At 69.4% G+C, this 17,757-nt stretch carries 16 protein-coding genes; 6 read left to right on the plus strand and 10 right to left on the minus strand.

All coding sequences use genetic code 11. The features are described 5' to 3' along the window. Nucleotides 1-214: 214 nt before the first annotated feature. From AC3WLF_RS18595 to AC3WLF_RS18620, 6 genes are all read right to left on the minus strand, one after another. Nucleotides 215-1,240 (minus strand): porin, encoded by a 1,026-nt coding sequence (locus AC3WLF_RS18595; protein WP_492358630.1) that lies wholly within the window; start codon nucleotides 1,238-1,240, stop codon nucleotides 215-217. A gap of 52 nt (nucleotides 1,241-1,292) precedes the next feature. Then, on the minus strand, nucleotides 1,293-2,300 hold the full coding sequence (locus AC3WLF_RS18600) for a Bug family tripartite tricarboxylate transporter substrate binding protein (protein WP_492319140.1): 1,008 nt from the start codon (nucleotides 2,298-2,300) through the stop codon (nucleotides 1,293-1,295). Between the two features lie 105 nt (nucleotides 2,301-2,405). Then, nucleotides 2,406-3,551, minus strand: a complete 1,146-nt coding sequence (locus tag AC3WLF_RS18605; protein WP_492319139.1) for an acyl-CoA dehydrogenase family protein — start codon at nucleotides 3,549-3,551, stop codon at nucleotides 2,406-2,408. Nucleotides 3,552-3,593: 42 nt separating this feature from the next. After that, complete coding sequence (locus AC3WLF_RS18610; protein ID WP_492319138.1) at nucleotides 3,594-4,817, minus strand: acyl-CoA dehydrogenase family protein; 1,224 nt, start codon at nucleotides 4,815-4,817, stop codon at nucleotides 3,594-3,596. 14 nt (nucleotides 4,818-4,831) lie between these two features. Then, on the minus strand, nucleotides 4,832-5,521 hold the full coding sequence (locus tag AC3WLF_RS18615; protein WP_492319137.1) for an enoyl-CoA hydratase/isomerase family protein: 690 nt from the start codon (nucleotides 5,519-5,521) through the stop codon (nucleotides 4,832-4,834). After that, complete coding sequence (locus AC3WLF_RS18620) at nucleotides 5,518-6,741, minus strand: CaiB/BaiF CoA transferase family protein (RefSeq protein ID WP_492356436.1); 1,224 nt, start codon at nucleotides 6,739-6,741, stop codon at nucleotides 5,518-5,520. Before AC3WLF_RS18620 ends, AC3WLF_RS18615 begins: the two co-directional genes overlap by 4 nt. Before the next feature lie 200 nt (nucleotides 6,742-6,941). Between AC3WLF_RS18620 and AC3WLF_RS18625 the strand changes: the two genes are divergently transcribed. The 3 genes from AC3WLF_RS18625 (at nucleotide 6,942) to AC3WLF_RS18635 (ending at nucleotide 10,382) form a co-directional block, all read left to right on the plus strand. Next, entirely contained in the window at nucleotides 6,942-7,874 is a 933-nt protein-coding gene (locus AC3WLF_RS18625; RefSeq protein ID WP_010813374.1) for a LysR family transcriptional regulator, read from the plus strand. 222 nt (nucleotides 7,875-8,096) lie between these two features. Further along, nucleotides 8,097-9,350, plus strand: a complete 1,254-nt coding sequence (locus AC3WLF_RS18630) for an alkyl sulfatase dimerization domain-containing protein (protein WP_492358607.1) — start codon at nucleotides 8,097-8,099, stop codon at nucleotides 9,348-9,350. Nucleotides 9,351-9,359: 9 nt separating this feature from the next. Next, nucleotides 9,360-10,382, plus strand: a complete 1,023-nt coding sequence (locus AC3WLF_RS18635; RefSeq protein WP_492358608.1) for a Bug family tripartite tricarboxylate transporter substrate binding protein — start codon at nucleotides 9,360-9,362, stop codon at nucleotides 10,380-10,382. A gap of 55 nt (nucleotides 10,383-10,437) precedes the next feature. On the opposite strand, the gene AC3WLF_RS18640 is transcribed toward AC3WLF_RS18635, so the two are convergent. After that, the gene (locus tag AC3WLF_RS18640) at nucleotides 10,438-11,271 is read right to left on the minus strand and encodes a universal stress protein (protein ID WP_010813371.1); all 834 of its coding nucleotides are present in this window, start codon (nucleotides 11,269-11,271) and stop codon (nucleotides 10,438-10,440) included. 291 nt (nucleotides 11,272-11,562) lie between these two features. Between AC3WLF_RS18640 and AC3WLF_RS18645 the strand changes: the two genes are divergently transcribed. Continuing rightward, a complete protein-coding gene (locus tag AC3WLF_RS18645) occupies nucleotides 11,563-13,572 on the plus strand; it encodes an alkaline phosphatase D family protein (protein WP_492340459.1) in 2,010 nt (669 codons plus the stop codon). A gap of 29 nt (nucleotides 13,573-13,601) precedes the next feature. Here AC3WLF_RS18645 and AC3WLF_RS18650 read toward each other — a convergent pair whose 3' ends face one another. Together AC3WLF_RS18650 and AC3WLF_RS18655 are read right to left on the minus strand one after the other, a co-directional pair. Next, nucleotides 13,602-14,531, minus strand: coding sequence for a 2-hydroxyacid dehydrogenase (locus AC3WLF_RS18650; RefSeq protein WP_492358609.1), 930 nt, complete (start codon nucleotides 14,529-14,531; stop codon nucleotides 13,602-13,604). A gap of 2 nt (nucleotides 14,532-14,533) precedes the next feature. Beyond that, on the minus strand, nucleotides 14,534-15,304 hold the full coding sequence (locus AC3WLF_RS18655; RefSeq protein WP_492319131.1) for a class II aldolase/adducin family protein: 771 nt from the start codon (nucleotides 15,302-15,304) through the stop codon (nucleotides 14,534-14,536). Nucleotides 15,305-15,415: 111 nt separating this feature from the next. Here AC3WLF_RS18655 and AC3WLF_RS18660 point away from each other — a divergent pair, with 111 nt between their 5' ends. Continuing rightward, on the plus strand, nucleotides 15,416-16,120 hold the full coding sequence (locus AC3WLF_RS18660) for a Crp/Fnr family transcriptional regulator (protein ID WP_492319130.1): 705 nt from the start codon (nucleotides 15,416-15,418) through the stop codon (nucleotides 16,118-16,120). A 157-nt stretch (nucleotides 16,121-16,277) separates the two neighbouring features. Continuing rightward, on the plus strand, nucleotides 16,278-16,673 hold the full coding sequence (locus tag AC3WLF_RS18665) for a hypothetical protein (RefSeq protein WP_492319129.1): 396 nt from the start codon (nucleotides 16,278-16,280) through the stop codon (nucleotides 16,671-16,673). 75 nt (nucleotides 16,674-16,748) lie between these two features. Here AC3WLF_RS18665 and AC3WLF_RS18670 read toward each other — a convergent pair whose 3' ends face one another. Next, nucleotides 16,749-17,645 (minus strand): LysR substrate-binding domain-containing protein, encoded by an 897-nt coding sequence (locus AC3WLF_RS18670; protein WP_492319128.1) that lies wholly within the window; start codon nucleotides 17,643-17,645, stop codon nucleotides 16,749-16,751. Between the last annotated feature and the right edge of the window lie 112 nt (nucleotides 17,646-17,757).

Consider the following 17,757-nt stretch of genomic DNA (forward strand, 5'->3'; position numbering starts at 1 on the left):
TCGTTCCGTGCGATTTCGTTCGCCTTGTGAAGCGTGAAGAGTAAGCACAAAGGAAAATGACCCGACACGGAGCGACAGCCCGGGATGCGTTCTTGAGATTGGCGCCCTCTCCCACTTTGCGGGGAGCGTCCGCGGGACAGGTGGCAGCCCGCCCCGGGTCTCCGTAGCCTCAGCCGCTTGGCCTCAGCCCCGCATGAACGGGCAGCAGTCCGTTTCAAAACCGATGCCGCAACCCCACGCTCACCGACTTCGCATCATCCCCGCTGCCCGGATCGATCACGATGCTGTTGTTGCTCACGCTGCCGCCGGGGCTGTTATGCACCAGCACCGCCCGCACATAGGCGGTGGTGCGCTTGCTCAGGTCATGGTCCCACCCCAGCGTCACCGCCAGCGGCCGCTGGCCGCCGCCCAGGATCTGGCGCTTGAGTGCGGCGGCCTTGAAGGTGTCGCGCTGCGTCACGTTCCAGCTGAAGGTCACGCCGTAGTGGCGTGCCGAGCGGGTCTCGGGCCGGTCGCTGCTGGCGGCGCTGTACAGCAGGCCGATCTCCACCGGCTTGAAGCGATAGGAGCCGCCGACGAAATGATTGGAAGTCAGCGTCGGTTCCACCGGCACGTTGGCGCCCGAATACATCCCCTGGTAGGAGTAGAACGCGTAGACGTTGCCGGCCTCGTAGGTCGCATTCATGCCGAAGTTCAGCCCTGAGCGCGCCGACCCCGGCACCTCGCCCGGGGCCACGGCCGCGCCAAAGGAGAAGCCGCCCCACTTGGGCGAGAAATACTGCACCGCGTTGTCGAAGCGGGCGCCGTAGGCCACGTGCCCGGTGCCCTGCGATGCGGTCGCGCTCAGCAGGTTGAACGGCGACACCGCGCCATTGAGCAGGAACGGATCCAGCCGCAGCAGCGCATAGAACGACGGCGTGTACTGCCGCCCCAGGCGGAATTCGCCCCAGTTGCCTGACAGGCCCAGATAGGCCTGCCGCCCGAACAGCCGGTTGTTGCCGAAGAACTCCGTGCCGTTGTCGATGTTGAAACCCGACTCGACCAGGAAGTTGGCCTTGAGCCCGCCGCCCAGGTCCTCGATGCCGCGGATGCCCCAGCGCGACGCGGCCTGCTGGCCTTCGCGCATGCGCACCACGTTTTCGGAGCCCCTGGCGTATTCGATCGATGCATCGACCACGCCGAACAGCTGCATCGTGCCGGCCACGGCATTGCCCGCGGCCAGCGCCGCGCCCATCACCATCCACTGTCTTGCCTTCACGCTGCCTGTCTCCCGTTGTTGTTGTGGTCCAGCCTTACTTCGCCTGCAGCCCCGCCACCTTCACCACCTCGCCCCACGCGGCCAGATCGGCGCTGACCAGCTTGCCCAGGTCGGCCGGGCTCGACGGCGCGGCAGGCTGCAGGTTCATGGCGGTGAATTTGTCGCGGTCGCCCGGTGTCTGCAGGATGCGGTTCACCTCGGCGTTCAGCCGGTTGACGATCGGCGCGGGCAGGCCCCTGGGGCCGAAGATCGCGACCCAGCTGGCTTGCTGGAAGGGCACGCCCTGCTGCGACATGGTCGGCACGTCCGGCGCCGTCAGCAGGCGCTCCGGTCCGGAGACCGCAATGCCCCGGATGCGGCCGGACTTCAGGTGCGGGACCGACGAGATGGCGTCGGTGATGCCGATGGTGACGTGGCCCGCGGCCAGGTCGTTGCTGCACTGGGTGGCGGTCTTGTAGGGGATATGGCGCAGGTGGATGCCGGTCTTGGCCTTCAGGTATTCCATGGCCAGGTGGCCGCCCGAGCCCACGCCCCATGAGCAGTACGCCAGTTCCGTCTTGCTGGACCTGGCGTAGGCAATCAGCTCCTGCAGGCTGTGCACCGGCACATTGGCGCTGACCGCGAGCAGGTTGCCGCCGGGCTGGCTGGGGCGTGCGATGGGGGTGAAGTCCTTGATCGGGTCATAGGGCAGCGACGGCGTGGTCCACGGGTTCACCGTCATGGTCGCGGCATAGGTGAACAGCAGCGTGTAGCCGTCGGGCGCGGCGCGCGCCACGGTCTCGTTGGCGATGATGCCGTTGGCGCCGGGGCGGTTGTCGACCACCACCGGCTGCCTGAGCGCGGCGGTCAGGCGCTCGGCCACCAGCCGTGCCGTCTGGTCGGTCACGGTGCCCGCGCCCGAGGGCAGCACCATGCGGATGGGCTTGCTGGGGTATGGGGCCTCGGCGTGCGCGCTGGCGGCGCCCGCCAGGGCCAGCGCCGCGGCCAGGGCTGCTATGCGCGTGGCACAAGCCCTGCGGGCGCCAGTGTGCTGGCTGCTCATATTCCTGTCTCCGTTGCGGCGCATTGGCCGCGCATGCCGGTGCGTTGCCGGCGTGTCATGGGTGGGCGCACCGGGCACCGGCCCGGGCGCCCTGGCTGAACCGGCTCAGGCTTGCGCCTGCGCGGCGTGATCGAGTGCCGCCAGCCGTTCGTAGTGCCAGTCGGCATCGCCGAACAGGTTGGCGTGGGCTGCCAGGCGCTTGTAGCAGTGGCCGATTTCCATCTCGTCGGTCATGCCCACCGCACCGTGCAGCTGCACTACGTCTTCGCCGAGCGCGCGCCCGGCATCCGAGACAAAGGCCTTGGCATGCGATACCGCGCGCATGCGCGCCACCGCATCGCCATGCAGGGCGTTGGCCGCCAGCTCGGTGATGGCGCGTGCCTGCTCGACGCTGACATAGAGGTCCACCAGCCGGTGCCGGATCACCTGGTTGGCCGTCAGCGCGCGGCCGAACTGCTCGCGCGTCACCAGGTAGTCGCGGGTCAGGTCGAACGCGCGCGACATGGTGCCCACGGCTTCGGCGCAGGCCATCACCGTGGCCTGGTCGATGGCGGCTTCCACCAGCGGCCAGGCGCCGTCCACCGGGCCGATGCGCGCGCTGTCCGGCACGGTCGCGCGGCGCAGCGTCACGCTGGCGGTCTGGCGGCCGTCGTAGGTCGGCAGCGCATCGACGCTGATGCCGCGCGTGTCGGCCGGCACCGCGAACAGCGTCAGGCCGTCGCGGTCGCGGCGCTGGCCGCCGCTACGTGCCAGCACCAGCAGCACCGCGGCGCTGCCGCCGCCCAGCACCAGGGTCTTGCGGCCGTCCAGCGTCCATTGCCCCGGCTCATGCTGTTGCGCGGTGGTGCTGATATCGAAAGCGTCATAGCGTCCCTGCGTTTCCCATGCGGCCAGCGCCAGCATCGCGCCACCCTCGGCCATCGCCGCCGCGATCGCGGCGTGGGCGGGATCGCCGCAGGCGGCCAGCAGCGGCGCGCACAGCGCGGCATTGGCCAACCAGGGCTCGGCAGGCTGGGCGCGGCCCAGTTCCTCGGCCAGCAGGGCCTGGTCCGCGGCATCGCCCAGGCCGCCGCAGGCTTCGGGCAGCCCCACGGCCAGCCAGCCCATTTCGGCAAATGCCTGCCAGTGCTTGCGCGAGAAGCCATCGGGCTCGGCCAGCGCCGCGCGGCGCTGCTCGAAGCCGTAGCCGCGCTCGACATAGCGCCGCACGCTTTCCTGCAGCATGCGGCGATCGTCCGTTGAATCGCTCATGTGTTCAGTCCTTGTCCTGAATTGCGGGCACGATTGGAGCCACTACAGGCCCAGCACCTGCTTGGCCAGCAGCTCGTGCTGGATCTCGCTGGAGCCGCCGGCAATGGTGTAGCCGCGGGTGACGAAGCGGCGCGCCGATGCCGCCGCGGCGTACGCCGACTGGCCCGCTTGCGGCACGGCGGGCTCGAAGTGCGCGGCGCGGTCATAGGCCAGCGTGTCCGGCCCCAGCGCATCGACCGCCAGGTTCTCGATGTCCTGGATCAGCCGGCTGCCCAGCAGCTTGAGCATGCCGGTCTCCGGCCCCAGCGTTTCGCCGGCGCGCGCGCGCTTGCGAAAGCGCAGCACGGTTGCAGCCAGCGCTTCGAGCCGCACCTCCAGCGCGCGCATCCGGCGTGCAAACCACGGGCGCTGCGACAGCGGCTGGCCGCCCTCCTCCAGCTCGTCGCCGATGGCGCGCACCTTGGCCAGGCGGCGGCGGTTCTCCGCCACGCGCGCCAGGTTCAGCCGCTCATGCTCGAGCAGGGACTTGGCGATGGTCCAGCCGGCGTTCTCTTCGCCGACGAGGTTCTGCACTGGCACTTCCACCTCGTCGAAGAACACCTGGTTGAACAGGTGCCAGCCATGGATGCCCACCAGCGGCCGCACGCTGACGCCGGGGCTGCGCATGTCGATCAGCAGGAAGCTGATGCCCTGCTGCGCGCGCGCCTCGGTATCGGTGCGTACCAGGCAGAAGATCCAGTCCGCGTACTGCGCGTAGGAGGTCCAGATCTTGCTGCCGCTGACCACGTAGACCTCGGTGCCGTCGGGCCGCGTCCTGCGCACCGCACGCGTCTTCAGCGACGCCAGGTCGGAGCCGGCGTTCGGTTCGGAATAGCCCTGGCACCACCAGTGCTCCTGGTTCAGGATGCGCGGCAGGAAGTACTGTTGCTGCGCCGGCGTGCCGTAGCGGATCAGGATCGGGCCGATCATCTCGAAGGTGATGCCGCCGCTCTCGGGCGCGTGCGCCAGCACCAGTTCTTCCTGGAACGCGGCGCGGCGCTCGGCGCTCCAGTTGCAGCCCTGCCATTCAGGCGGCCAGTGCGGCGCCAGCCAGCCGCGTTCGGCCAGCCGGTGCTGCCAGTCGACCAGCTCTGGCTTGCTGAGTTCCAGTCCGAGGCGGACTTTCTCGCGCACGGCATGGGGCAGCGACCGGGCGACGAACTCGCGCACCTCGCGGCGGAAATCCTGCAGCGACGCGTCGTCGTCGGTGGTGATGGAATCTGTCATGGAAATATCGGTCCTCAGGAATGCTTGTCGCGCGCAGCAGATGCCATGCGCCTCGTCGCGGCGCGCATGCCGCCCTTGATCGCGGCCACGCCTTCCACCGGAAAGCCGCCGATGGTGGCGGCCAGGCCGCGCGCGCGGTCCAGCACCTCGGCGTCTTCGACCAGTTCGGTGGCAATGCCCAGGCGCAGCAACTCCGGCGCGGGCACGCGGTCGCCAAGCAGGCACAGGCGCGCGGCCACGGCCTCGGAATGGCGCAGCGCCAGCCAGTCGGCATTGCGCGGCGCCGCCATGCCCAGGCGGATCTCGCCGATCTGCAGGAAGGCCCCGGCGCCGCACACCAGCAGGTCGCCGGCCAGCGCCAGCGCCGCCCCCCCGTTGATGGCATGGCGCTCCAGCGCCACGATCCATGCCTTGCGGCTTTGCAGCAGGCCCAGGTGGACGCGCTCCCAGACCGGCGCAAACGCGGCCAGCCCGCCCGGCTCCGCCTGCAGTGCCTGCAGGTCCAGGCCGGAACAGAAGGCGCCGTCGGCGCCGCGCAGCAGCACGGCGCGCACGCTGTCGTCGGCGGCCAGGGTCTCGATGGCGTCGCCCAGCGCGCGGGCCAGCGACATGTCGACGGCATTGCGGCGGGCCGGGCGGTTCAGCACCACCTCGGCCCAGCCGGCATGGCGCTGCAGCAGTACGGGGGCTTGGGGGGTGTTCATGCGGGCTCCTGCTGGGCTTGTTCCACGCCGATCGCGCCGGCGCGGGCCATGGTGTGAATCTCCGCGGCGCTGTAGCCAAGTTCGGCCAGCACCTTGGTCGTATGCTGGCCGAGGCGCGGCACCGCGGGCATCGCCCCTGCCGGCATGCTGGCCATGGTGAAGGGCAGGCCCGGCAGCTCCAGCTGGCCGCCCTCGCCGTCGTCAACTGCTTGCAGCACGCCGCTGGCGCGCACGTCGGCGCTCGCGTTGACCTGGTGATAGTCACGCACCACGCCCACCACCACCTGGTGGCGCTCCAGCAGCGCACGGGCGGCGTCGCCGCTCAGGTGGCGCATGGCGTCGTGCAGGATGGCCAGCAGCGCCGGGCGGTTCTGCACGCGCAGCGCATTGCAGGCAAAGCGCGCGTCCTGCGCGAGCGCCGGCTGGCCGATGGCCTCGCACAGGCGCGTCCAGTGTTCGTCGAGATAGGCCGACAGCACGATATGCCCGTCCGCCACCGCGATCACATCCGCGGCCGGCGCCGCCTTGGGCTGGCTGTTGCCGCTGCGCACCGGCAGCGCGCCGGAGCACTGGTACTCGGCCCACAGCTGGGCCTGCATCTGCACGCCGACCGAAAGCAGCGAGGTCTCGATAGTCTCGCCGGCGCCGGTGCGCTCGCGCCGGAACAGCGCCGCCAGGATGGCGTTGCCGGTCGCCAGCGCGGTGGCCGCGTCGATCAGCGCGAAGCCGGCCTTCAGCGGCTGCCCGCCGGCCTCGCCGGTCACGGACATCATGCCGCTCTCGGCCTGCGCGGCAATATCCAGCCCGGGCCGCGTGCGCGACGGCCCGCGTGTGCCGAAGCCGCTGATGGAGGCATGGATCAGGTCGGGACGCGCCGCGCGCAGCGTGGCGGCGTCCAGCCCCAGCGCTTCCATCACGCCCGCGCGGGTGTTGTGCAGCACCACGTCGCTGGCCAGCGCCAGCCGCCGTGCGGCGTCCAGCCCGCCGGGCGTGCGCAGGTCCAGCGCGATGCCGCGCTTGCCGCGGTTGTAGGCCAGGTACATCGGGCTCTGCGGGCTGGTGCCGTCAAAGCGCCGCGCACTGTCGCCGCGCAAGGCCTCCACCTTGACCACGTCGGCGCCCAGGTCGGCCAGCATCATGGCCGCGCCCGGCGCCGCGATGAACTGCCCGAACTCCGCCACGCGTATGCCTGCCAGCGGCAGGTCTTGCCGGTTCGCCATGCGATCCCACTCCTGGAAGATGCCGGCGCTGCCGGCGGTTTGCGACGATGTGGAGCGATCATGCGTTGGCACGGCGCATCACGGCAGATGCCAAAACTGCTTCGGTGCAAACCACCGGTTAGCACCCTGGGGTTATCCCGAACCCGCCGGAATGCCGCTATGCTGTGCGCCCAGTGCGTCGTTTGAGTGGAGCCAAATCCATGCGTCTGAGCCAAGTCCAGGACTTCATCGCCGTGGCCGAGCACGGCAGCATCCGCGCCGGGGCCCGTGCGCGCGACGTGTCGGCACCGGCACTGACCAAGAGCATCCGCCAGCTGGAAGAGGAGCTGCATGTGCCGCTGCTGACCCGCACCACCCGCGGCGTGGTGCTGTCGCGCTACGGCGACGCCTTCCTGCGGCGCGCGCGGCTGATCGCCACCGAGGCCCGCAAGGCCAGCGAGGAAATGGCGCAGATGCTGGGCGCGCGCAACGGCGTGGTGCGCGTCGGCACCACCCGCGGCCCGGCGCATGTGCTGCTGCCCGCGGTGGTCAAGCGCTTTCGCGTGCAGCATCCCGACGTGCTGGTGTGCATTGACAGCTGGGGCTACCCGACCCACCTGGACGAACTGCGCTCGGGCGTGATGGACATGGCAGTCAGCCCGGTCCCGGATGAGGGCATCGAGCGCGAATTCACCTGCGAGCCGCTCTACAACAACGACTCGGTCGTGATGGCGCACCGCGAGCATCCGCTGCGCAACGCCCGCAGCCTGCGCGAACTGATCGGCTCCGACTGGATCCTGACCGGCCAGCGCATGCACGGCCCGGGCGCCGCCATCCTCGATGCCTTCCGTGAACGCGATCTGCCGTTGCCGCGCGTGGCGGTGCGCTGCGACACCATCGGCATGATCGAGCACCTGATGCAGGACCGCCACCTGCTGTGCATGCTGCCGCGCCAGATGGTGGCCGGCCGGCTGGCCGCCAATGGCCTGGTGCCGTTGCCGATCGAGGACAAGCTGCCCAGCCACACCGTCAGCCTGATCTACCGCGCCGATTCGCCGATGACGCCGGTGGCGGCGCAGTTCGCCACCCTGCTGCGGCGTGAAGTCCACTATCTGTCCAACCTGCCTGACAGTCCGCTGCGCCGACTTGACTGACGGCAGCCGCTACCGCAGCGCGCGCCGGCGGGGAACTCCCTGCACCCGCGCGGTGCTAACCAGCGGTTTACACCTGAAATTCCAAAACCTCCGCCGGGCCGCACCGGCGCTTGCTTTGCGGCCGGTACGCCGGATCTCGGCGGGACTTTCCCCAATCCCCGGGATGCCCCTTCTTGCGTGACAGTTGCGCTGGACGCGACCTGGTTCGCAGAGGAGGCAAGCATGCAGGACATTGAGGACCGGCCGGCGGCACTGGTCACTGGCACCGGAATCGAAAGCGTCGGCGACGGCGTGTGGCTGCTGCACGGACAAGGGCAGAGCTTTGTCGCCGACGTGGGTGGCGGCCTGCTGGTGGTCGACAGCGGTCCCGGCGGGCGCGTCACGCGCGGCATGATCGAGGCGCTGCGCACGCAGACCGGGCTGCCGGTGCTGGCCATCTGCTACAGCCACGGCCATATGGGCTACAACGCCGGCCTGCAGCAATGGCTGGACCACGCCGCCGCGCGCGGCGAGCCCGCGCCGCGGGTGCTGGCCCACGTCAATGTGCTGGCGCGGCAGGCGCGCTACCGCGAAACCCAGCGCATGCAGGAGCGCATGGCGGAGATCCAGTTCCGCCAGCCGGCCGGCGCGCTGGCGGGAAAGCTGGTCCACATCGAACCCACCGAGACCTTTGCCGATGGCCTGACGCTGGGCCGGGGCGAGCGGCGCGCGGAAATCCTGTGGGCACCGTCCGAGACCGACGACGCCGTGGCGGTCTGGCTGCCGGGCCGGCGCCTGCTGTACGGCGGCCCCGCGGTGATCGATTCGATCCCGAACATCGGCACCCCCTTCCGCACCATGCGCGACACCGTGCGCTGGGCCGATACGCTGGAACGTTTGGCCGGCCTGCAGCCGCGCACCGTGGTGCGAGAGTTCGGCGCCACGCTGCAGGGCGAGGACGAATGCCAGCGCGTGCTGTGCCAGACCGCCAGGGCCTTGCGCTGGCTGCGCGCGGAGGTGGTGCGGCTGATGAACGCCGGCTGCAACGAACGCCAGGTGCTGGCCGCGCTCAAGCCGCCGGCTGAGCTGTTCGACCAGCCCTGGATGCGCCCCACCTATGGCGACCCCAGCTACATCGCGCGCGACATCTACCGCTCGGAGAACGGCTGGTGGGACCGCAATGCCACCACGCTGCATCCGGCCGCGCCGCAGCGGGCGGCGGCCGAGATCGCCGCGGCCGTCGCCGACCACGGCGCACTGATCCGCCACGCCCAGGCCCTGGCCGCACGCGGCAACACGCAGCTGGCGCTGCACGTGATCGACGTGCTGGCGCTGGCGCCCGATGAAACGCCCACCGTGCGCGAGGCCCGCCAGCTCAAGGCCGCCTGGCTGCGCCAGCGCGCCACGCAGGTCCGCAGCTATGTGTCGCGCAGCCTGTATGGCGCGGCCGCCGACGCGCTGGAAAGCGACGCGGCGGACAACTTCGGCATGCACTAGGGAGACGCCATGCCACAAGCAATGAACCCGGTTCCGACGGAACTGCCTGGCAACGCGCGCCGGCGCGACGTGCTGCGCGCGCTTGCCGCACTCAGTCTTGGCGCGGCGGCCGGCCCGCTGTGCGCCAGCAATGCCTGGCCCGCCAAGCCCATCCGGCTGGTGGTGCCGGCCCCGCCCGGCGGCGGCACCGACCTGTTCGCGCGCGCGCTGGCCGCATCGCTCGGCAAGGCGCTGGGCCAGACCATCGTGGTCGACAACAAGCCCGGCGCGACCGGCATCATCGGCAACGATACCGTGGCCAAGGCCAGCCCCGACGGCTACACGCTGCTGTTCACCTATGCCGCCACGGTGGTGATCAACCAGACCCTGCAGCCCAGGCTGCCCTATGACGGCCTGCGCGACCTGTTGCCGGTGGCGCAGGTCGGCGCGGGCGGCAATTTCCTGGTGGTGACGCCGGACTTCCCGGCGCGCACGCTCAAGGAGTTCGTCGCCCACGTGCTCAAGCGCCCGGATGCATACGACTACGGCTCATGGGGCATCGGCTCGGGCGGCCACCTGACCATGGAAGCCCTCAAGATGCAGACCGGCATGAAGCTGCGCCACGTGCCGTACAAGGGCGTGGCGCAGATCCTGACCGACATGCAGGGCGGCGTGGTCAAGGTGGCCTTTGTCGATACCTCGTCGTCGCTGCCGCTGATCCGCGCCGGCAAGCTGCGCGCGCTGGCCATCAGCGGCACGCGCCGCGCGCCGGCCACGCCGGACGTGCCGACCATGACCGAACAAGGTTACCCGTTCGATACCGACAGCTGGTATGGCCTGTTCGCGCCGGCCGGCACCAGTGCCGCCATCGTGCAGCGGCTCAATGCGGAAGTGACCCGCCTGCTGGCTGACGCGCCCATGCGCGAGCGCTTCCTGCAGCTGAACATGGGCATGGCGCCCGCCAGGAGTGCCGAGCAGTTCGCGCAGACCGTGCGCGACGACGTGGGCGTGTGGGGCAAGGTGATCCAGGCCAACCACATCACGGTCGACTGAAGACCACCAGGGGACGCTGTTCTGGCGCGGCTTGCCGGAATCGTGGCGCTGCGCTTCAGTGCGAGAACAGCACCGGCACCGTCATCGACTCCAGCACCACCCTGGTCACGCCGCCCAGCACCAGCTCGCGCAGCCGGCCGTGGCCGTAGGCGCCCATCACGATCAGGTCGGCACCAAAGTCCGACGCTCGCGACAGGATCAACTCACCGATGGCCAGGTCGCCACCGCCCGGGCCGTGCTCCACCTCAACTGCCACACCCTGTCGCTCCAGCACGTGCACGGCGTGGCTGACCGGAGTGGCATCGGCACGCGGCTCCCTGGCGGCATGGGCGCCCAGCACCCGCGCGCGTGCCCCGGCCATCAGCGGCAGCGCGTCGTGCAAGGCACGCGCGGCCTCGCGGCTGCCGTTCCAGGCCACCAGCACGCGTGTGCCCACGGTGGCGAAAGCGCCGGAACAGGGCACCACCAGCGCCGGCCGGCCGCTCTCAAGCAGCAGCGCCTCCAACAACTGCCGCGCCACCGGGCCTTCAGCGTTGTCGGCGTCATACTGGCCGGAGACGATCAGGCCGGCCTCGCGCGCCTCGCGCAGCGCCAGTGGCACCGGATCGCGCTCGACGGTGCGCCAGTCGCAGGCAACCGCCAGCTCGCGCGTGGCGGCCGCGAAGGCACAACGCATGTTCTCGCGCTGCAGCCGGCGCCGCTCCTGGTCTTCGGCCAGGCAGCGCTGGGCATTGTTCATGCGGTAGAACCAGCTGGGGTCTGGCACGCGCCCGGCCAGCAGGCCGATCAGCGGACACTGGCTGGCGGTGGCAAGGCGTGCCGCAACCTGCAAGCGCTGCATGGCCTGCCGGTTGCCGTCGAGATGGACCAGGATGCTGTCGTACGCCATGATGCCCTCGCGTCCGAATCTTTTGCTTTCAGTCTAGGCCGCGTCGCAGGCAATGCATGCCGACTTGCCGATCGCGCCAGCAACGGTGGTGCGCGGTGCGCCAGCGCCGGCACGAACCAGTCGACTTCCTCCTATATCGATGTCGGAACCTCACCGACGGCGAGCGTGCAGGCCAGCCACTAGTATGCATTCAGCAACCAGCACGCCCCCACGAATCCTGGTGCCGCACGCGGCATCCCGGGCACGGCTGCGCGCTGCGTGGACCGAGACCGCAAGCACAGGAGGAGCGCCATGGACCGCCGACAGTTTCTCAAGTGGGGAAGTTTCCTGACCGTCACCGTTGCCACCGGCGGGCTGAGCGCCTGCGGCGGCGGCGACGACCCGGAACCCGACACCGGCAATCCGGAGAACTTCAATTTCGTCCATGGCGTCGCCTCGGGCGATCCCAAACCCGACAGCGTGGTGGTATGGACGCGGGTGGAAGGCAGCAACGGCAAGCGGCCGGTGGTGGTGCGGCTGCAGGTGTCGACGCAGCCTGACTTCCCGCCGCCGAGCCTGCTGGTCAATCAACCGCTGATGGCCCTGCCGGACTGGGACTACACCATCCGCAACAAGGTCACGGGCCTGAGCCCCGGCACCCGCTACTACTACCGCTTCCTGCTGGGCAACCGCCCCAGCACCGTCGGCCGCACCCGCACCGCGGCAGCGGCCGGCACGCCCTTGTCACAGCTGCGTTTCGCCTTTGTCAGCTGCCAGGACTGGAATGCCAACCACTGGGCCGGCATGGAAGAACTGGCGCAGCAGGAGCTGGACTTCATCGTCCATGTCGGCGACTACATCTACGAGGCCGTCCCGGGCGGCTCGCGCGCCGGCAATGTGGAGGATCGCCACGGCGTGCTGCAGCTGCCCAATGGCACCGCGCTGCCGGACGGCAGCGTCTACGCCACCACGCTGGACGACTATCGCCACCTGTACCGCAGCTATCGCACCGACGCGCGCCTGCAGGCCCTGCATGCCGCGTTCCCGATGATTGCGATCTGGGACGACCATGAGTTCGCCGACAATTGCTGGCAGGACCGGCAGACCTACGACTCCGACGACGACCTGACGCCGCGCACCGCGCGCCGGCGCGCTGCCAACCAGGCGTGGTTCGAGTTCATGCCGGCCGATGTCAGCCTGGACGTCAACAACCCGTCGTTCCAGAACATCCAGATCTATCGCTCGTTCACCTTCGGCAATCTCGCCACCCTGCTGATGACCGACGAGCGCCTGTACCGTGCCGACCACATCATCTCCGAGCAAACCACCGGCCGCGCAGTCGGCGCGCTGTACTTCGTCCCGGCCGAGACACTGGCCGCGGCCGAAGCGCAGAAGATTGCCGCCGCCGGCGGCACGCTGACACCGGTGTCGATGCTGGGCGATGCGCAGCGCGCGTGGTGGCAGGACCGCGTCGGCGCCGACGCCACCACGTGGAAGCTGTGGGCCAACCAGCTGTCGCTGTTGCGCATGCAGGTGGATGTGATCCAGGCGGTGGCGCGGCTGATCGCCAGGGCGCTGGTGCTGGCCAACAATGCCCTGTCCTCGCTGGAGAGCGCCATTGCCAATGCGCTGGCCGACGACTTGCGCGCGGCCAAGACCGCCGGCACCTATGCCAACCTGGCCTACACGGCGCTGCGCAATGTACTGGCGCAGGTCGGCATCGACAGCGCCGCGTTCGATGCCAACATCAAGCCGCTGATCGAAAGCCGGTTGCCGGCCATCGCGCTGCTCGACCGCTTTATCCTCAATGCCGACCAGTGGGATGGCTACAACGCCGAGCGCAAGAACCTGATGGCGTTCCTGAAGAACAACGGCGTGCGCAATGTGGTGGCGCTGAGCGGCGATATCCACGCCTTCTTTGCCGGCCAGGTGATGGACGACTACGATGCGCCGACGCCAGCGCCGGTGATGGTGGACCTGGTCACGGCCGGTCTGTCTAGCAACTCCCTGCTCAGTTCATTCCGCTCGATCGTCGACAACGACCAGGCCTTCGCCGCGCTGCGTGAACTGGTCTACAGCAACGTGGGCGGCGCGGTGGTGAACACCTTCGACACCACCTTGCGCGCCTTCAACGCGTGGCTGCGCCACGCCGACTCCAACGCCGAGGGCTACGCGCTGGTCACCCTGACGCCCGAGAAGCTGAGCTGCACCTTCCATACGCTCAAGCTGCTCGAAGGCGGCACGGCTCCGGCGCTACCTGCCACGGCGAGCACGCGGCTGCTGGAGGTGGCGGCCGGCACCGCCGATGTGAGCGTGACATAGCCATCCGGACGGACCGGCACGCCGGGCCCTCAGTAGCCCGCCTGCCGGTCCACCTGGTTCAACAGTTCACGCCCGTCGCGCGCGCGCCGCAGGTTGTCGATGCATTGCCGCGCCACCAGTTCGTACGAGGGGTCGGCCGCGATATGCGGCGTGGCCTCGATGCGGGGATGGGTCCAGACCGGATCGTCCGCCGCGGGCGGCTCCTTGGCAAACACGTCAAGCGCCGCGCCGGCAAGGTGGCCTTCGTCGATCAGTGCGACCAGGTCGGGCTCGACCACATGCTCGCCACGCCCGACGTTGATCAGGAACGCCCCCTTGGGCAGCCGCGACAGCGTCTGGCGGTTCAGCATGCCCTCGGTGCGCGGCGTCAGCGGCAGCGTGCAGGCCAGGATCTCGCTCTGCGCCAGCATCGTATCCAGCCCGTCGTCGCCGGTGAAGTCGGTCACGCCGGGCAGATGCTTGGCGCTGCGGCTCCAGCCGCTGACCGGGTAGCCGATGGCGGCAAACATGCGCGCCACCTCGCTGCCGATCTCGCCCAGCCCCAGCACACCCACGCGGCAGCGCGACACATCGCGCCCCGGGTGGCGCTTCCATTCGCCGCGGCGCTGCTGTTCGGCGTACCGGCCGAGCGCGCGGGTATGGCGCAGCGCCATCGCCAGCACGTAGTGGGCGATGCCGGTCTGCTGGCCGGGATCGACGATGCGCGTGACCGGCATGCCAGGCGGCAGGTCCGGCGCCGCCAGCAGCTTGTCGACGCCCGCGGTGGCGGCGCAGACCAGCCGCAGCTTAGGGTAGGCCGGCAGCACGCCGGGCTTCAGGCCCCAGGCGATGATGGCTTCGACCTGTTCCGCGACGGCGGCCTCGCGGCCGTTCCACACGGTGATGTCCGGCGCGGCTTCGCGCAGCGCGGCAGTGATGGGAACCGCCATGAACGACGGCAGGTGAACGAGGATGGCCATGGTCAGTTGCGGTAGTCAGGGTTGATGCGGTCGAGGCGGCGCAGCAGGCCCGGCCAGGCCAGGTTGGAGCCCTTGCCCTTGGTGGCCTGGCGCGCCTGCTGGCCCATGTTGGCGCTGGCGGCTTCGGGCACCATGGTCAGCGGCGTGCCGCCGCTTTGCGCCAGGATCTGGATGCGGCAGGCGGACTCGAGCGTGTACATGGTCAGGAAAGCATCGGATACCGTGCGCCCGCACGTCAGCAGGCCATGGTTGCGCAGGATCATCTGCTTGCAGCGGCCCAGGTCGGCCACCAGCCGCGCCTTTTCGTCCTCGCGCAGCGCCACGCCCTCATAGTCGTGGTACGCCAGCCCGGTCAGCGCGAACATCGACTGCTGCGAGATCGGCAGCAGGCCCGCCTGCTGCGCCGAGACGGCGACGCCGTGCGAGGTATGCGTGTGCATCACGCAGCCGACTTCGGGGCGCGCCTCATGCACGGCGCTGTGGATGATGAAGCCGGCCGGGTTGACGTCATACGGCGTTTCCAGCACGGGCTGCCCTTCGTGGTCGACCTTGACCAGGCTCGATGCCGTGATCTCGTCGAACATCATCCCGTACGGGTTGATCAGGAACTGGTCCGGCGCTTCGGGCACGCGTGCCGAGATATGGGTGAAGATCAGGTCGTCCCAGCCAAAGTGGGCGACCAGGCGGTACGCGGCCGCCAGGTCCACGCGCATCTGCCATTCGGCGTCGGAGACGCGGTCCCTGATTGAATCGACGAGCTGGATTTGCGCCATATGCGTACACCTCCCCGGGGCATGTGAGTCATTGAATCGATGCATTGTCCGGGCGCACCGCGCCAAAGTCTGTTAAGTATTGGACAATCTCGGCTCCAGCAGGAGAGCGATGTGAAGGCTGATGTGAAGAGTGGATCGAGAGCGGTGGAGCCGGTGCGCACGCTGCCGCGCAGCGTGCTGGCCAGCGGCTGGCTGCGCAATGCGCCGCCGGGCGTGCTCGATGCCGTGGCGAACGCCGCACGCCGCCTGCGCTTTGGCGACGGCGAGATGATCTTCGCGCGCGGCGATCCGCCCACCTACTTCTGCATGGTGCTGTCGGGCCGGGTGCGCATGAGCCGGGTCAGCACGGGCGGGCGCGAGTCGGTGTACTCGGTGATCGGGCGTGGCCGCTGGTTCGGCGAGATCTCGCTGCTGGACGGCAAGCCGCGCACGCACGACGCCTTCGCCGTCGGCAATACGGAACTGATGGTGCTGAGCCAGCGCGACTTCCACCGCATCCTGGCCGCGCATCCGGAAGGCATGCAGCTGATCGTGCAGCAGATCTGCGCGCGCCTGCGCGTAGCGTTCGACCACGCGCAAAGCGCGGCGCAGGCGCCCATCGACGCGCGCATGGCGGCGCGCCTGCTGGAACTGGCCGACCGCACCGACCATGTCGTGCGCATCAGCGCTGAGGACCTTGGCGACATGGTCAACCGCTCGCGCCAGACCGTGGCCAAGTACCTGCAGGCGTGGGAAGACGCGGGCCTGATCCGCCGCGAGTACCGCCAGATCGAACTGCTGGACCCCGCGGCGCTCAAGCGATTGGCCCGGCGTTGACGGCCGCGCAAGATTTGCAGGCCGCGCGCGCAATTAACCTGCCCTGGCCGCGATGGCAAGGCTGGTTAACGACCGTTGCAAAATCAAACAGAATGTCAGGTGCCGCGGCGCTACAGTGACTGTTCCCTTGCCTGTAGGCGTTCTAGGAGGTACACGAATGAAGCAACATCTGGCGAAATCCCTGGTCGTGGCTGGCGCGATGATCGCGTCCTACCCGCTGTTTGCGCAGCAGGCTCAGCCCCTGCAGCCGAGCCAGCCGATGCCAATGACGCAGCCGATGCAGCCGATGCAATCCACTCAGCCGGTGCAGTCCGCCCAGCCCGCGCAAGCCATGCCGTCGGCAGCGCCGTCGGCCCAGGTGGCACCCGCAGCGGGCGGCAGCTATGCCCAGGCTCCGGTACAGGCGGCCCAGCCGGGCATGGCGCCGGCAGCCGCCGACCCGTCCATGGCAGGCAGCCCCGCCTCGGCCGTGGACCCCGCCAGCATGAGCCTGGCACCCGATGCGCTCGGCTCGCGCCTGGGCCAGCGCAGCGCGTTCCTCGACGGGGCCTGAGCTCCCGTCTCAGCGCAGGCCCGCATCGCGCGGGCCGCGCGCCACCCTCACCCCGCTTCCCCGGCGTGCGCCGCTTCAGGTCGCCGCGGCCGCCTGCCCCTGCTGCTGCAGCCACTCCAGGAACGCGCGCAGATGCAGCGGCTTGTCGGCATCGCGCGGCACCAGCGCATGATAGGTATTGCCCGGTGCGCGGATGGCGGCAAACGGCGTCGCAATGCGCCCGCCCGCGCGGTCCGTTTCCAGGGTCGGAAAGGTGCCGATGGCAAAGCCAAGGCTGTCCACCACCGCCTGCAGCGTGACAAAGAAATGGTCGAAGCGCAGCGTGCGCACCGGCAGCAGCGAGGCATGTCCCGCCTGCTGCAGCCACGATTCCCAGCTTCCCGGCCGGGTCTCCGTATAGAGGAAGACGCCCTCCACCAGGTCCTCTACACCCTGCAACGGCACCTGCTCCAGTATCGCCGGACTGGCGATCACCGTCTGGTACTCCGAAAAGATCGGCACTGACTCGAACTGTTCGCCACGTTCGAGGGTGCGCCGTATCGCCACGTCAAAGGTGCCGTTGAATCCCGCCTCGTTGCTGAAGGCGGTCGACACACGCACATCGACCTCCGGCTGCTGGCGCCGGAAGTCATCCAGCCGCGGAATCAGCCAGCGCATGGCAAAGGTTGCCGGGGCATTGACCCGCACCACCTTGCGCGTGGCGATGCGGCCATAGCGCTCGGAAGCGGCGCTGATCTGGTCGAACGCCGTGCTGATCTCGCGCGCGAACGCCTGCGCGTGGACAGTCGGCACCATGCGCTGGCCCTGGCGGATAAACAGCGGCTGCCCCAGCCATTGCTCCAGGATCTCGATCTGCCGGCTGACCGCGCCATGGGTCAGGTGCAGCTCGCGCGCGGCCGCCGAATAGCTGCCGGCGCGGGCGGCAACCTCGAAGATGCGCAGGGCGTTGAGCGGGGGCAGCTTGTGCGGCATTGTGAGATTTCCTGACAGGATCTGGAAAATAAACTCGATTGTGAGAGCTTATCGCCTAACTTAGCATGGGTCTCAGGCAAATCCCATTCACAATCCCTCCGCAAGAGACGCC

It is taken from the genome of Cupriavidus sp. FW306-01-F10A, assembly GCF_058782785.1.

Excerpts from the sequence above, each read along its gene's own strand:
- AC3WLF_RS18655 (WP_492319131.1), bottom strand. The coding sequence starts at position 15,304 with ATGGCGCAAATCCAGCTCGTCGATTCAATCAGGGACCGCGTCTCCGAC.
- AC3WLF_RS18600 (WP_492319140.1), bottom strand. The coding sequence starts at position 2,300 with ATGAGCAGCCAGCACACTGGCGCCCGCAGGGCTTGTGCCACGCGCATA.
- AC3WLF_RS18670 (WP_492319128.1), bottom strand. The coding sequence starts at position 17,645 with ATGCCGCACAAGCTGCCCCCGCTCAACGCCCTGCGCATCTTCGAGGTT.
- AC3WLF_RS18635 (WP_492358608.1), top strand. The coding sequence starts at position 9,360 with ATGCCACAAGCAATGAACCCGGTTCCGACGGAACTGCCTGGCAACGCG.
- AC3WLF_RS18595 (WP_492358630.1), bottom strand. The coding sequence starts at position 1,240 with ATGGTGATGGGCGCGGCGCTGGCCGCGGGCAATGCCGTGGCCGGCACG.
- AC3WLF_RS18605 (WP_492319139.1), bottom strand. The coding sequence starts at position 3,551 with ATGAGCGATTCAACGGACGATCGCCGCATGCTGCAGGAAAGCGTGCGG.
- AC3WLF_RS18625 (WP_010813374.1), top strand. The coding sequence starts at position 6,942 with ATGCGTCTGAGCCAAGTCCAGGACTTCATCGCCGTGGCCGAGCACGGC.
- AC3WLF_RS18640 (WP_010813371.1), bottom strand. The coding sequence starts at position 11,271 with ATGGCGTACGACAGCATCCTGGTCCATCTCGACGGCAACCGGCAGGCC.
- AC3WLF_RS18620 (WP_492356436.1), bottom strand. The coding sequence starts at position 6,741 with ATGGCGAACCGGCAAGACCTGCCGCTGGCAGGCATACGCGTGGCGGAG.
- AC3WLF_RS18615 (WP_492319137.1), bottom strand. The coding sequence starts at position 5,521 with ATGAACACCCCCCAAGCCCCCGTACTGCTGCAGCGCCATGCCGGCTGG.
- AC3WLF_RS18650 (WP_492358609.1), bottom strand. The coding sequence starts at position 14,531 with ATGGCCATCCTCGTTCACCTGCCGTCGTTCATGGCGGTTCCCATCACT.
- AC3WLF_RS18610 (WP_492319138.1), bottom strand. The coding sequence starts at position 4,817 with ATGACAGATTCCATCACCACCGACGACGACGCGTCGCTGCAGGATTTC.
- AC3WLF_RS18645 (WP_492340459.1), top strand. The coding sequence starts at position 11,563 with ATGGACCGCCGACAGTTTCTCAAGTGGGGAAGTTTCCTGACCGTCACC.
- AC3WLF_RS18665 (WP_492319129.1), top strand. The coding sequence starts at position 16,278 with ATGAAGCAACATCTGGCGAAATCCCTGGTCGTGGCTGGCGCGATGATC.
- AC3WLF_RS18630 (WP_492358607.1), top strand. The coding sequence starts at position 8,097 with ATGCAGGACATTGAGGACCGGCCGGCGGCACTGGTCACTGGCACCGGA.